The organism is Bordetella sp. BOR01, from assembly GCF_019218885.1.
GTDB lineage: Bacteria > Pseudomonadota > Gammaproteobacteria > Burkholderiales > Burkholderiaceae_B > Bordetella_A.
The window spans coordinates 1,334,329-1,347,441 of record NZ_JAHUWT010000001.1; the positions used below are offsets into that span (position 1 = coordinate 1,334,329).

The 13,113-nt window shown below is 65.0% G+C and carries 15 protein-coding genes; all 15 read left to right on the top strand.

The window, feature by feature from the left end; translation table 11 throughout:
- The first annotated feature begins 187 nt into the window (after positions 1-187).
- The 15 genes from KW845_RS06425 to trbJ all read left to right on the top strand — a co-directional run bounded on the left by KW845_RS06425 (position 188) and on the right by trbJ (position 13,108).
- Positions 188-889 carry an NADPH-dependent F420 reductase gene (locus KW845_RS06425; protein WP_218368307.1) on the top strand — a complete coding sequence of 234 codons (702 nt, stop codon included), beginning with the start codon at positions 188-190 and terminating at the stop codon, positions 887-889.
- A gap of 64 nt (positions 890-953) precedes the next feature.
- Positions 954-1,721, top strand: a complete 768-nt coding sequence (locus KW845_RS06430; RefSeq protein ID WP_218368308.1) for an SDR family NAD(P)-dependent oxidoreductase — start codon at positions 954-956, stop codon at positions 1,719-1,721.
- Positions 1,722-1,816: 95 nt separating this feature from the next.
- A complete protein-coding gene (locus tag KW845_RS06435; protein ID WP_218368309.1) occupies positions 1,817-2,506 on the top strand; it encodes an NADPH-dependent F420 reductase in 690 nt (229 codons plus the stop codon).
- Positions 2,507-2,540: 34 nt separating this feature from the next.
- Positions 2,541-3,350, top strand: a complete 810-nt coding sequence (locus KW845_RS06440) for an SDR family NAD(P)-dependent oxidoreductase (RefSeq protein WP_218368310.1) — start codon at positions 2,541-2,543, stop codon at positions 3,348-3,350.
- 69 nt (positions 3,351-3,419) lie between these two features.
- Positions 3,420-3,908 carry a DUF2867 domain-containing protein gene (locus KW845_RS06445; RefSeq protein ID WP_370628186.1) on the top strand — a complete coding sequence of 163 codons (489 nt, stop codon included), beginning with the start codon at positions 3,420-3,422 and terminating at the stop codon, positions 3,906-3,908.
- Between the two features lie 106 nt (positions 3,909-4,014).
- Positions 4,015-4,308, top strand: a complete 294-nt coding sequence (locus KW845_RS06450; RefSeq protein WP_186097838.1) for a putative quinol monooxygenase — start codon at positions 4,015-4,017, stop codon at positions 4,306-4,308.
- A gap of 9 nt (positions 4,309-4,317) precedes the next feature.
- A complete protein-coding gene (locus tag KW845_RS06455; protein ID WP_104537206.1) occupies positions 4,318-5,262 on the top strand; it encodes a LysR family transcriptional regulator in 945 nt (314 codons plus the stop codon).
- Positions 5,259-5,522, top strand: a complete 264-nt coding sequence (locus tag KW845_RS06460; RefSeq protein WP_218368312.1) for an EexN family lipoprotein — start codon at positions 5,259-5,261, stop codon at positions 5,520-5,522. The genes KW845_RS06455 and KW845_RS06460 overlap by 4 nt, the downstream gene beginning before the upstream one ends.
- A 235-nt stretch (positions 5,523-5,757) precedes the next feature.
- Complete coding sequence (locus tag KW845_RS06465) at positions 5,758-7,755, top strand: conjugal transfer protein TraG (protein WP_218368313.1); 1,998 nt, start codon at positions 5,758-5,760, stop codon at positions 7,753-7,755.
- Entirely contained in the window at positions 7,752-8,216 is a 465-nt protein-coding gene (locus KW845_RS06470) for a ribbon-helix-helix protein, CopG family (protein WP_054504625.1), read from the top strand. The genes KW845_RS06465 and KW845_RS06470 overlap by 4 nt, the downstream gene beginning before the upstream one ends.
- Entirely contained in the window at positions 8,213-9,259 is a 1,047-nt protein-coding gene (trbB, locus tag KW845_RS06475) for a P-type conjugative transfer ATPase TrbB (protein ID WP_218368314.1), read from the top strand. Before KW845_RS06470 ends, trbB begins: the two co-directional genes overlap by 4 nt.
- Entirely contained in the window at positions 9,256-9,639 is a 384-nt protein-coding gene (locus KW845_RS06480; RefSeq protein ID WP_033482754.1) for a TrbC/VirB2 family protein, read from the top strand. The genes trbB and KW845_RS06480 overlap by 4 nt, the downstream gene beginning before the upstream one ends.
- Positions 9,636-9,905, top strand: coding sequence for a VirB3 family type IV secretion system protein (locus KW845_RS06485; RefSeq protein WP_003487982.1), 270 nt, complete (start codon positions 9,636-9,638; stop codon positions 9,903-9,905). Before KW845_RS06480 ends, KW845_RS06485 begins: the two co-directional genes overlap by 4 nt.
- Before the next feature lie 12 nt (positions 9,906-9,917).
- The gene (gene trbE / locus KW845_RS06490; protein ID WP_218368315.1) at positions 9,918-12,368 is read left to right on the top strand and encodes a conjugal transfer protein TrbE; all 2,451 of its coding nucleotides are present in this window, start codon (positions 9,918-9,920) and stop codon (positions 12,366-12,368) included.
- Entirely contained in the window at positions 12,365-13,108 is a 744-nt protein-coding gene (gene trbJ / locus KW845_RS06495; protein ID WP_218368316.1) for a P-type conjugative transfer protein TrbJ, read from the top strand. Before trbE ends, trbJ begins: the two co-directional genes overlap by 4 nt.
- Positions 13,109-13,113 lie beyond the last annotated feature (5 nt).

A 13,113-nucleotide genomic window follows, 5' to 3' on the forward strand; every position in this document is an offset into this window, starting at 1 on the left:
AGACAAGTGGAACCATGCAACTGGCGCCTCTCGTCGCGCCGATGATTGCCATTCGTGTGGCCTCGTACACAATCGACCTATTGATGTATCTATAGACAACGGTCTGTAGTTTTTTCTGCTATTTATCTATTTTCCGATCATCCCTAGAGTAAGGCTTTCAACGCCTTATTGGGAAGCTCGAAAGCAGATGAAGATAGGAATATTGAATGCCGGCAATGTCGGCAGTCGCCTAGCGCGAGCCTGGGCAGCCGCAGGTCATGACCTCGTCATTGCGAAGGACGGCGAGGATCGGAAGATCGCACCATTGCTTGCAGAACTGGGCGACAGGGCCCGGCTCGGCACGATCCGCGAGGCCGCCGAATTCGGCGAGGCCGTTCTGTTCTCCGTCTACTGGCCGAGAGTCGACGCGATCGTGAGCGAAGTGGGCGACGCGCTCGATGGCAAAACCGTCATCGAGACCATGAACCCGCTCGGCGTCACCGCGGAATTTCAGCATTTCCACGAGCTGGACTTCATGCGCGACAACTCGACCTCCGAGGTTTTGCAACAACGCCTGCCGAAGGCTCGGATAGTCAAGGCGTTCAATCTGCTGGGATCGCCGTTGCTTGAGGCCGCAGCGTGGTCGAAGTCGCCGGTGCAGCCCAACGTCTTCTATGTCAGCGACGACACATCGGCCGGGCAGGTAACGCGCGGTCTGATCGCTGATGCTGGCTTCAAGCCCATCAACGCCGGCCCCCTCAAGGGCGCCCGGCAACTGGAGCAGGCTGGCGTCCTGCTGCACCACATTGCCGAGCATGAATATGCCGGGGACGCTGAGGGTCTTATCCGGCTGGCGCTGTCGGTTATCGAGGCAAGCCCCGGCCCGATCGTACGCGAACGGATCACCTGAGCCACCTCGCAATCCGATCCGCAAGGCCACTGAAACCACATTTCACTTTACCTAGGAGAATCTCATGTCCCAGTCCCTCAAGGGCAAAACCGCTCTCGTCACCGGCGGATCGCGCGGCATCGGTCGCGCGATTGCCGAACGGCTTGCGGCCGACGGTGCGACCGTCGCCATCACCTACAACGCAAGCAGCGCAGGCGCAGAAGAAGTGGTTGCGACCATCGAAAAAGCGGGCGGCACCGCTTTCGCGCTTCACGCCGACCTGGTCGATGCCGCGGCGATCCCGGCATTGTTCGATGCGCTCGACCGCGAGTTCACTGCAAGAAAGGGCAGCAAGGCGCTCGACATTCTGGTCAACAACGCCGGCAATTCCGGCTGGGGCGGCCTTGCCGATGCGACGCCGGACGCCTGGAACACGATGTTCGCGGTTCACGCCCGCGCACCGTTCTTCGTCGTTCAATCCGCGCTGAGCCGTCTCTCCGATGGTGGTCGGATCATCAATACGTCCTCCGGCCTGGCCACGCGCCCATTGCCGGCCGTCCCCATCTACTCCATGGCCAAGGCAGCCATCAACAACCTGACCCATGCGCTGGCGATGGAATTGGGGCCCCGCGGAATCACGGTGAACGCCGTGGCGCCGGGTTGGACGCGAACGGACATGAACACCGCTGTCCGCGAAAACGCCGACATGGTGAAGGCGATCGAAGCCGATACGGCGCTGGGACGCTTTGGCGAAACCTCGGACATCGCCGCAGTCGTGGCTTTCCTGGCCTCCGATGAAGGCCGTTGGGTGACTGCCCAGGTGATCGAAGCGAGCGGCGGCTACAAGCTCTGATTCCGCGTGGGCGGAACCGGCAGCTCGTCCAGCATGTGTCGCGGGCAAGCCACGCCGACTCAACCGAAACCGACTAACGAAATGGGAGTTCCGTCATGGACATCGGAATCATAGGGGCTGGAGAGATCGGAGGCTCGCTGACGCGCCGGCTGTCGAAACTGGGCCACAAGGTGTCGGTCGCCAACTCGCGCGGCCCGGATTCGCTTGCCGAGCTTGCCGCCGAAACCGGCGCCACGGCGGTCACCGTCTCTGAGGCAGCCCGCAGCGGCGAGATCGTTTTCGTCGCCATACCGGTGTGGAAGATCGCCGAACTGCCGAAGGATCTCTTCGACGGGGTCGGCCCCGATGTCGTCGTCGTCGATACCGGCAACTACTACCCCCGAGAGCGTGATGGCCGGATCGATGAGATCGAAGAGGGCATGACCGAAAGCCGTTGGGTGGCAAACCAGCTGGGACGGCCAGTGGTGAAGGCACTCAATACCTTGTACTGGCGCAAGCTCCTCAATGAGGGCAAGCCAGCGGGTGCTCCCGGTCGAATCGTATTGCCGGTCGCTGGTGACGATGAGGCCGACAAAGCAAAACTCATCCGGCTCTTCGACGAACTCGGATTCGACGGCACCGACGCTGGGGGGCTTGACGAGTCCTGGCGTCAGCAGCCTGGAACGCCGGTCTACGCCACCGATCTCGACGCGAAAGGTGTCCGCAAGGCGCTTGCCGAAGCAAGCCCCGAGCGCAAGCCTGAAATGCGTGCCACGCCGAATAGCAGCCTCGGTAAACCTATTTGAGAGGTGCCGACGCGGCGTCGTTATCCAGGAGATCATGATGGACACACAACTTAAAGGCCGCGTTGCCTTGATCACAGGTGCCAGCCAAGGCATCGGCGAGGCGATCGCACGAGCGCTACACGCTGAGGGTGCCAAGGTCGCTCTTCTGGCGCGCGATAAGGGCAAGCTGGCGAAGATCGCCGATAGCCTCGGAGACCGGGCATCCGCGATCAGCGGCGACGTGACGAGCGCCGACAGCTTGGCGCACGCGATTGCGGCGGCAGAGTCAGCGCTTGGGCCAATCGACATCGCTGTCAACAATGCGGGCGGATTGCGGTCATCGACCGGCGGGTTGTTCCGACCATTCGAAGAGGTTCCCGACACTGACTGGCTCGAAACCTGGGAATTCAATGTCCTATCCGTTGTGCGGGTTGTCAGAGCACTGGCGCCGCGCATGGCCGAGCGCGGGTGGGGTCGGATCATCAACATCTCATCGGAAAGCGGCATCCAGCCCGACGCGGTCGCCATCGAGTACGCCTCCGCCAAAAGCGCGCTGAACATTCTGACCAAGGGCCTCGCGAAAACGTATGCCGACAGGGGCGTGCTCGTGAACGTCGTATCGCCGGCCTATGTGGACACGCCAATCCTCCGCGATTTGCTGGCACAGCAGGATGGCGCCGAGGGTCTATCGCGTGAGGAGCTTGCGGCTCATTTCCTGCCCGCCTTCCGCCCCAATATCGGGGTCGGCCGGCCGTGCAAGCCGGAAGACGTCGCCGCGGCAGTTGTGTTCCTCGCGTCCGGGCCGGCCAGCTTCATCACCGGAACCAACCTTCGAGTCGACGGCGGTTCGGTGCTGGCGATTTAACGACCCGCGTCAGCAGAATGGGAATCGATTTTGAGCGTTATGGAGGTTGAGCCGCCCGCGGCTTCGAGTGTGGCTCCGTGGTACGTCGCCGCCGACTTGGTTGACGCATTTGCGATCGATCTTCCGCCCGGTACGACGGGCGACCCCCTGCGACTGGCGGAGTTCGTCTTCGCTACGCAGCCAGGCTGGATCGCGGCGTTGATGCGTGTACGTGACACGCTCGTGCGCCCGTTCGGGATCAAAACATCGAAGCGGCTGCAAGCGGAGCAAGTGACCTCCGGCGCTCGGCACATCGGTATTTTTCGGATCTTCGCCTGCGATGAAAGCGAGGTCATGCTCGGCGAAGACGACCGTCATCTGGATTTTCGCGTCGCGGTATTGCATCAATCGAAGATGGAGATGGATGGTGGGTCGGATGCCCGCCTCGTGGTCACCACGGTCGTGCGTTGCCACAACCGGCTGGGCCGGGTCTATATCGCCGCGATCCGGTTCTTTCACCGGCGCGTAGTCATCGCAAGCCTTCGACATGCGGCTTGGCGTGGCTGGCCAGTGTCTTGAAAGCTATCAGGGCGAGGCCCCAACCACTTTCGGCCACGCTGCGAAAGGTGCATTCACCCTCCTCATCCCGCAGAGGAGTATGCCGCTCGACTCCAAGGAGGAGGACATGTCCATTGTCGATTTGGTCGTCGCACTCCAAGCGTCGGAAGGGCGCAGCGAGGAACTGCGCGACACGCTGAAGGCGTTGCGTGAAGCCACGCTTCAGGAGCCGGGGTGCCTGGACTATCGCATTGCCCAAGGAAGCTTATCGGCCAACCGCTTCTTCCTGCTGGAACGCTGGGTCGACGCAGAGGCTCTGTTCCGCCACGAACATACACCGCACTTCCTGGACGGCGTGGCGCGTGTTCGGGCGTGCTGCGAGTACGTTGACCTTCAGCCGATTGGCTGGCTGCTGGAATGAGGATGCGTCGTGGAACTGCGCCACCTTCGCTGCTTTCTTGCCGTGGCTGAAGAACTGCACTTCGCCCGCGCGGCCGAGCGACTGCACATCGAGCAGTCGCCGCTGTCACGTGCCATCAAGGAACTGGAAGAAGAACTGGGCGTGGTGCTATTCGCCCGTACTACGCGCAGTACACGGCTGACTCGCGCAGGCGCACTTTTTCTGGAGCATGTTCCGCGCGTCTTCGCCGCCTTGCAGCAAGCTCGCGAAAGCGTGAAGGCGGCTGCCAATGGCTTCCACGGCCAGTTGCGCGTCGCGCTGTCAGACGGCATCACGCCGTCTCGTCTGCCGTCGCTGCTGGCGCTGTGCCGCCAGGAGGAACCCGAGGTCGAGATCCGCCTGTTCGAGGTGCCGCTTTCGCAGCAAATCAAAGGGCTGCTTGACGACCTGTACGACGTAGGCTTCGCACAGTCCGATGAGGTTGGCGACGGCATCGTGGCAGCGGCGGTTTGGAGCGATCCGCTGATGGTGGCCGTGCCGGCACGGCATGACTTGCTCAAGCACAAGCGGATTCCTCTGGAAGAAGTGCTGCGCTTCCCGCTGGTGTTGGGCGACCCGCAGGCATGCGAAGGCCACGTACGGCAAATCGAGCGCGTGCTGCGTCGCGTGGACATGGAGCCGCTGGTGGTCGAACGGGTGGCTTCATTCGATCTCATGATGACGCTGGTATCCGCCGGTTTCGCCCTGGGGCTGGCGGGTGCAGCACACATCGCAGCCAGCCGCGAGCCTGGAGTCGTGGCACGGCCTTTGGCAGGCCGCTCGCCCGTGCTGACGACTTATCTGCTGCGCCCGGCTGGAGAGCCTTTGGAAACGGTCACTCGCTTCATAGACCGCGTCCAGGCCATCGAATCTCCAAAAACTACTAGGCCATCGCCAAGCTATCCCCTCGATCCCCCGGAGGAACCCAAACCATGAAAAGGAGCCTCCTGTTCCTGCTAGCGGCGGTGCTGACGGCCTGTGGCCAGTCCGAAACACCTCAACAGGCGAACCTGCCGACCGTCGAAGAACTGGCATCCAACCCCGAGCGGCTTAAAGAGCTGCGCCAGCAATGCCGACAGGAACGCGCGAAGCTGGGCGACGAGCTATGCAACCGCGTCGCCGAGGCCACACGCAAGCAGTTCTATAACGATGGCACGGTGCCCTACGCGCCACCGGAGAATCCGCCCAAGTTCTGATCGTAGGCGCTTCGCCACGAATCTTCCGACTTCTTGCTCGACACGCCGCAACGCGCTATCGCTTGCGGCTTTTGTTTCGTCTTCGCCCCAGCGCGAAATCTTGCTTTTTACTCGACCTTTCTTCCGATAACGGTCTTTGACCGGCACCGACCCGGCACTGATCCTCACGTCATGCGGCACGTCCTTGTGCCGCTTTCGAGCGAGGAATCAGCGCAGGAGAAATCGGAGGCCAGTCATGCAAGGTCAGGGCGTGCTGTTCGGGCAGATCGCCGCTGTTTTCAGCATCGTGATCGCCGGCGTATGGAGTGCAACGCAATGGACAGCGGCAGCCCTCGGACATCAACTACGCCTTGGCTCGCCCTGGTTCGACTTCTTCGGCACGCCGGTCTATCACCCCTGGCGGCTGTTTGAATGGTGGTTCTTCTTCGATGCCTACGCGCCGCATGTCTTCGACATAGGCGGCGCGATTGCGGGCGGCAGCGGCCTTCTGGCCGTGGTGGTCGCCATCGCCATGTCGGTCTGGCGCTCGCGGCAGGCCAAGCTGGTCACGACCTACGGCTCGGCGCGCTGGGCTGATACCGCCGACATCCGCAAGGCTGGGCTGACCCAGCCGGCCGGGGTTTTTCTCGGCCTACATCGCGACCAATACCTGCGCCACGAAGGCCCGGAACACGTCTTGACCTTTGCGCCGACCCGCAGCGGCAAAGGCGTCGGCCTGGTCGTGCCGACCTTATTGAGCTGGCCTGCATCCGTCGTCGTCCACGACATCAAAGGAGAGAACTGGACGCTCACCGCAGGCTGGCGCTCGCGGTTCAGCCATTGCCTGCTGTTCAACCCCACCGATGCGAAGTCGGCCGCCTACAACCCGCTGCTGGAAGTTCGGCGCGGCGCGCATGAAGTGCGCGACGTGCAGAACGTGGCGGACATTCTGGTCGATCCCGATGGCGCGTTGGAACGCAGGAACCATTGGGAAAAGACCAGTCACGCGCTGCTGGTCGGCGCCATCCTGCATGTGCTCTACGCCGGCACCGACAAGACTCTGCGCGGGGTGGCGAATTTCCTGTCAGATCCCGCGTGTCCGTTCGAGCTGACGCTGCACCGGATGATGACGACCGCGCACCTGGGCGATGCGCCGCATCCCGTCGTCGCATCCGCCGCGCGCGAAGTGCTCAACAAGTCGGACAACGAACGCTCCGGCGTGTTGAGCACCGCCATGTCGTTCCTCGGCCTGTACCGCGATCCCACGGTGGCCGAGGTCACGTCACGCTGCGACTGGCGCATCGCCGACCTGATTTCTGCCGAGCATCCCGTATCGCTGTACCTGGTGGTGCCTCCTTCGGACATCAGCCGCACCAAGCCGCTGATCCGGCTGATCCTCAACCAGATCGGGCGGCGGCTCACCGAATCGCTTGACGGCTCCGACGGCATCGCCCGCCGCCACAAGCTGCTGCTGATGCTCGACGAGTTTCCGGCGCTGGGTCGCCTGGACTTCTTCGAGTCCGCGCTCGCCTTCATGGCCGGCTACGGCATCCGCAGCTTTCTCATCGCTCAGAGCCTGAACCAGATCGACAAGGCGTATGGGCAGAACCATTCCATTCTCGACAACTGCCACGTCCGCGTAACGTTTTCGACAAACGACGAACGCACGGCGAAAAGGATTTCCGAAACCCTCGGCACCGCCACCGAACTGCGCGCGCAGCGCAACTACGCCGGACACAGATTGGCCCCGTGGCTCGGACACCTGATGGTGTCGCGGCAGGAAACCGCGCGCCCGCTGCTCACCCCTGGCGAGGTGATGCAGCTTCCGCCCGACGAATCGGTGGTGATGGTGTCCAGCCTGCCGCCGATCAAGGCGAAGAAGCTGCGCTACTACGCCGACGCCAACTTCAAGCAGCGCGTGTTGTCGCCGCCTGCGCTTGCGGCCGGGCGCTATGCCGATGCGCCGCCGGCCCGACCCGACGATTGGAGCGGCCTGGCGATTCCCGCCATACCCGCCGCGCCAGCCACGGCATCGGCCGATGACCTCGGCAGCGCCGACGACGGCGGCCCGCGCCGTCAGCCCGAACTCGCCGAAACCGTCGCCTACGACCCCGAGCCGGACGCGCACGCGACCGACCTAGCGCTGCTCGATGACGACGACCTGCCGCTGCCGCTTCCCGGCCAGCTCGACCCCGCGATGCAGCGCACGGCCCGGCTTGCATCGCTGAACCCCAACGACGGAATCGACCTATGAGCCAATACCGACTCAACCTGTTCATTCAGCCCGAGCACGCCAAGCGCCTGGACGAATTGGCCGCCAAGAAAGGCGTGTCGAAATCCAGCATCGTCGCGGCGGCGCTGGCGTCCTGGCTGTCGCCGGACGCGGGCGACCAGCGTGAGGCGGCCATCGCCAAGCGGCTGGATCGGCTGTCGCGCCAAACCGAGCGCATGGAGCGCGACCAGAACATCCAGATCGAAACGCTGGCGCTGTTCGTCCGCTACTTCCTGACCGTCAGCACGCCCGTTCCCGAAGCACATCAGGAAGCCGCCCGCGCCCAGGGCAAGGCCCGCTTCGAGCAGTTCGTCGAACAACTCGGCCGCCACCTGCTGCGCGGCCGCAGCCTCGTGCGCGACGTGGTGGAAGAACTGCACCCGGACACCGCACGGATGGATGACGCGGCGGCGCTGGCCGAAGCCCAGGAGCGTGCCTCATGAGTGCCGTTCCGCAGTTCCCGCCCGAGCCTCGTTCGTCCGCCGCGACCTCGCTGGATCGCCGCATCCAGATGCTGCGTACCGCAATGGGGCCGGTGATCGCCACTGCGCTCGAAGACCCGGACGTGGTGGAAGTCATGCTCAACCCTGACCGCACACTATGGGTCGATCGGCTGTCGTCGGGCCGTGCGCCGTTGGGCGTGGAGCTGCCCGAAGCCGATGGCGAACGCATCATCCGGCTGGTCGCGGCCCACGTCGGCGCGGAAGTGCATCGCGGCCAGCCGCTGCTGACCGCCGAGCTGCCGGAGACGGGCGAACGCTTCGAGGGCATCTTGCCGCCTGCCGCGCCCGGCCCGGCGTTCGCGCTGCGCAAGCGCGCCGTGAACATCATCGGCCTGGATCAGTATGTGGCCGACGGCATCCTCACCGCCGGGCAAGCGGACTTCCTTTGCCGCGCCGTGCGCGAGCGGCAGAACATCCTGATCGCCGGCGGTACCAGCACCGGCAAGACCACGCTGGCGAACGCGCTACTGGCCGAGATCGCCGCCACCGGCGACCGCGTGCTGGTGCTCGAAGACACCATCGAGCTGCAATGCGCGGCCCGCGACCATGTGCCGCTGCGCACCCGCGCCGGCGTGGTGTCCATGACCGAGCTGGTGCGCGCCACGATGCGCCTGCGCCCCGACCGCGTGATCGTCGGCGAAGTGCGCGGCGGCGAAGCCCTCGACCTCATCAAAGTGTGGGGCACGGGACACCCCGGCGGCATCGCCACGATCCACGCCGGTTCCGCGCTGGGCGCGCTGCTGCGCCTCGAACAGTTGATTCTCGAAGTCGCGGTGAATCCGCCGCGGGCGCTGATCGCCGAAGCGGTCAACGTCGTCATCCACATCGCCGGTCGTGGCCGCAAGCGCCACGTCGAAAGCATTGCCCGCGTCGTCGGCTTCGACGCCGCCGGCTACCGCCTGGCGGACGCGATGGAAACGCCGTTTCCCGCGCTGCCGCCGCCTTCCTCCCCGTCCCCTGACCACCCTGGAGAACTGCCATGACGCAGATGAACGCTGTTGCTTTCCGTTTTTCCGTAAATCCGGCCTCAATCCTTGCGCGCCTGCGCCGCCTGGCCGCGCCGGCACACCACGGCCTGCTGCTGGCCGCCGTCATGCTGATGACGGCCGGCACGGCGAAGGCCGCCGGTTCCTCGATGCCGTGGGAAGGCCCGCTGCAATCCATCCTCGATTCCATCCAGGGGCCGGTCGCGCGCATCGTCGCGGTCATCATCATCATCGCCACGGGCCTGGCGCTCGCCTTCGGCGACACCTCGGGCGGCTTCCGCAAGCTCATCCAGATCGTGTTCGGGTTGAGCATCGCGTTCGCCGCGTCCTCGTTCTTCCTGTCGTTCTTCAGCTTCTCCGGCGGGGCCGTCGTATGAGTACGGCCAGCGACCTTCCGGGCTTCGAGGTGCCGCTGCACCGCTCGCTGACCGAACCGATCCTTATGGGCGGTGCGCCGCGAACGGTCGCCATTGCGAACGGCACGCTCGCCGCTGCCGTGGGCCTGGGCCTGCAACTGTGGATTCCGGGGCTGGTGCTCTGGCTCGTCGGTCATTCGCTCGCCGTGTGGGGCGCGCGCGTCGATCCGCAGTTCATGCAGGTCTTCGCGCGCCACATCAAGCACAAGCCGCTGCTGGACGTGTAGGGAGACGCCGCGATGCTGAACCTTGCCGAATACCGCCAGCGCCCGGCCTTGCTCGCCGACTGGCTGCCGTGGGCCGGGCTGGTCGCGCCGGGCGTCGTCTTGAACAAGGACGGCAGTTTCCAGCGCACGGCGCGCTTTCGTGGCCCCGATCTGGACAGCGCCACGCAAGGCGAGCTGATCGCCGCGTCTGCACGGCTCAACAACGCGCTGCGCCGGCTGGGTTCTGGCTGGGCCTTGTTCATCGAGGCAGAGCGCCAATCCGCCGCCGACTATCCGCATTCCGACTTCCCCGAACCGTTGTCCTGGCTCGTCGATGAAGAACGCCGCGCCGCCTTCGAGGAATCGGGCCATCGCTTCGAGAGTGCCTATCACCTGACGTTGGCGTTCCTGCCGCCCGAGGAATCCCGCGCCCGCGCCGCGAAGCTGCTCTACGAGAACTCGCCCGGCGATGGCGTGGATTGGGACGGCCGCCTCGATGCCTTCGTGGCGGAAACCGATCGCGTGTTCGACCTGCTCGACGGCGTGATGCCGGAAATCGCCTGGCTGGACGACAGCCAGACGCTGACCTACCTGCACGCGACCGTCTCGACGCGGCGCTATCGCATCGGCGTCCCCGAAGTGCCTTTCCATCTGGACGCGCTGCTGGCCGACTCCGCGCTCGTCGGTGGCCTGGCGCCCACGCTGGGCGACCAGCACCTGCGTGTGGTGTCGGTGCGCGGCTTTCCGACCTCGACCTGGCCGGGCCTGCTGGACGACCTCAACCGCCTGGGCTTTGCCTACCGCTGGAGTACGCGCTTCCTCTGCATGGACAAGGCCGAAGCGGAAAAGGAACTGGGTCGCCTGCGCCGCCAGTGGTTCGCCAAGCGCAAGAACGTCGTCGCGCTGCTGCGTGAAACCATCTTCCAGCAGGAAAGCCCGCTGGTCGATACAGACGCCAGCAACAAGGCAGCCGACGCCGATGCCGCCTTGCAGGAGCTTGGCAGCGATCAGGTCGCCTTCGGCTACCTGACGGCGACCGTCACCGTCATGGATGCGGACGCCGCCGTGGCCGACGAGAAGCTGCGCATGGTGGAGCGCGTCATCCAAGGGCGCGGGTTCGTCACCATTCCCGAAACGCTGAACGCCGTCGATGCGTGGCTGTCCTCGATCCCTGGCAACGCTTATGCCAACGTGCGCCAGCCCATCGTCTCGACGCTGAATCTGGCGCACATGATGCCGCTGTCGGCGGTGTGGGCCGGGCCGGAGAAGAACGACCATCTGGACGGCCCGCCGCTGATCGTCACCCGCACCGATGGCGCGACGCCGTTCCGGCTGGTGACGCACATTGGCGACGTGGGGCACACGCTGGTCGCTGGCCCCACCGGCATGGGCAAGTCGGTACTGCTGGCGACGCTGGCCTTGCAGTTCCGCCGCTACTTCGGCTCGCGGATCTTCGCCTTCGACATGGGCCGCTCCATGCGCGCCACCATCCTCGGCCTGGGCGGCGAGCACTACGACCTGGGCGCCGATGGCGGCATCGCGTTCCAGCCGCTCGCCCGCATCGACCACGAGGGCTACCGCTCCTGGGCCGCCGAATGGGTGGAAGGTCGCCTGCTGCATGAGGGCGTGACCGTCGGCCCGGACGAGAAGGTGGCCATCTGGTCGGCGCTCGGCAGCCTCGCCGGTGCGCCGCAGGAACAGCGCACGATGACCGGGCTTTCCGTGCTGCTGCAATCGAACGCGCTGCGCCAGGCACTCGCGCCTTATGTCCTGGGCGGTGCGCACGGAAAGCTGCTGGATGCGGACGCCGACCGCCTCGGATTCGGCGACGTGCAGGGCTTCGAGATGGAAGAACTGATGCACAGCCCCGCCGCCGTGCAAGCGGTGCTGCGCTACCTGTTCGCCCGCTTCGATGAGCGTTTCGATGGCGCACCCACGCTGCTGATTCTCGATGAGGCGTGGCTGTTCCTCGATGAGCCGTCCTTTGCGCCCCGCATCCGCCAATGGCTCAAGACTCTCAGGAAAAAGAACGTCAGCGTCATCTTCGCCACGCAGTCGCTGGCCGACATCAAGGATTCGACCATCGCGCCCGCGATCATCGAAAGCTGCGCGAGCAGGATTTTCTTACCTAACCCGCAGGCCACCGAGCCGCAGATTCGCACGATCTACGAGGGCTTCGGCCTCAACAGCCGGCAAATCGAAATCGTCGCCACCGCGCAGCCCAAGCGCGACTACTACTACCAATCGCGCCTCGGCAATCGCCTGTTCGACCTCGACCTGGGGCCGGCCGCGCTCGCGTTCGCGGGCGCATCCACGCCGCAAGACCAACGCGACATAGACCGCGTGCTGACGCAGGCCGGCGCACCCGGCTTCGCCGGCGCGTGGCTGCGCCATCGCGGCCTTGATTGGGCCGCCGACCTGCTGCCGTCCGCACCGGCGGCCGCTTCGTTCCTCAACGCCCAACCACTGGAGGTTTCACCATGAAGACCAAGCCCCGTTTGCTGTCCGCCTCGCTCGCTGCCGCGCTGTCTGTCTCGCTGATGCTCGCACAGCCGGCGGCCGCCATCACTGTGTTCGATCCATCGAACTTCGTGCAGAACACGCTGACCGCCGTTCGCACGCTTGAGCAGATCAACAACCAAATCAACCAGCTCCAGAACGAAGCACAGATGCTAATGAACCAGGCGCGCAACCTGGCGCGTCTGGACTTCAACATCGTCAACCGTCTGCGCTCGACGCTCGCCACCACCGAACGCCTGATCGCCGAGGCGCAGGGGCTGGCCTACGACGTGACGAGCATGGATCGGGAGTTCGCGCGCCTGTATCCCGAGCAGTACGCCGCCACCGTCAGCGGCGACCGCATGGCGCAGGACGCCCGCGAACGCTGGCAGAACAGCTTGAACGGCCTGCACACCGCCATGCGGATGCAAGCCCAGGTGTCGCAGAACCTGACCCAAGACGAAAGCGCGCTGGCCGATCTGGTCAGCCAGAGCCAGTCCGCCACCGGCGCGCTGCAAGCCATGCAGGCGACGAACCAGCTCCTTGCCTTGCAGGCCAAGCAGTCCATCCAGGCGCAGCAGCTCCAGATCACGCAAGACCGTGCGGCCTCGCTGGAACTGGCGCGGCAGGCGGCGGCCACCGAGCGCGCTCGCGAAGTGCGGCGGCGCTTCCTCGGCACCGGCACGCCATACACGCCGCAGCGCGTGGACTTCTACGGCAACTGACGGGA

Excerpts from the sequence above, each read along its gene's own strand:
- KW845_RS06425 (WP_218368307.1), top strand. The coding sequence starts at position 188 with ATGAAGATAGGAATATTGAATGCCGGCAATGTCGGCAGTCGCCTAGCG.
- KW845_RS06430 (WP_218368308.1), top strand. The coding sequence starts at position 954 with ATGTCCCAGTCCCTCAAGGGCAAAACCGCTCTCGTCACCGGCGGATCG.
- KW845_RS06435 (WP_218368309.1), top strand. The coding sequence starts at position 1,817 with ATGGACATCGGAATCATAGGGGCTGGAGAGATCGGAGGCTCGCTGACG.
- KW845_RS06440 (WP_218368310.1), top strand. The coding sequence starts at position 2,541 with ATGATGGACACACAACTTAAAGGCCGCGTTGCCTTGATCACAGGTGCC.
- KW845_RS06450 (WP_186097838.1), top strand. The coding sequence starts at position 4,015 with ATGTCCATTGTCGATTTGGTCGTCGCACTCCAAGCGTCGGAAGGGCGC.
- KW845_RS06460 (WP_218368312.1), top strand. The coding sequence starts at position 5,259 with ATGAAAAGGAGCCTCCTGTTCCTGCTAGCGGCGGTGCTGACGGCCTGT.
- KW845_RS06465 (WP_218368313.1), top strand. The coding sequence starts at position 5,758 with ATGCAAGGTCAGGGCGTGCTGTTCGGGCAGATCGCCGCTGTTTTCAGC.
- KW845_RS06470 (WP_054504625.1), top strand. The coding sequence starts at position 7,752 with ATGAGCCAATACCGACTCAACCTGTTCATTCAGCCCGAGCACGCCAAG.
- trbB (WP_218368314.1), top strand. The coding sequence starts at position 8,213 with ATGAGTGCCGTTCCGCAGTTCCCGCCCGAGCCTCGTTCGTCCGCCGCG.
- KW845_RS06480 (WP_033482754.1), top strand. The coding sequence starts at position 9,256 with ATGACGCAGATGAACGCTGTTGCTTTCCGTTTTTCCGTAAATCCGGCC.
- KW845_RS06485 (WP_003487982.1), top strand. The coding sequence starts at position 9,636 with ATGAGTACGGCCAGCGACCTTCCGGGCTTCGAGGTGCCGCTGCACCGC.
- trbE (WP_218368315.1), top strand. The coding sequence starts at position 9,918 with ATGCTGAACCTTGCCGAATACCGCCAGCGCCCGGCCTTGCTCGCCGAC.
- trbJ (WP_218368316.1), top strand. The coding sequence starts at position 12,365 with ATGAAGACCAAGCCCCGTTTGCTGTCCGCCTCGCTCGCTGCCGCGCTG.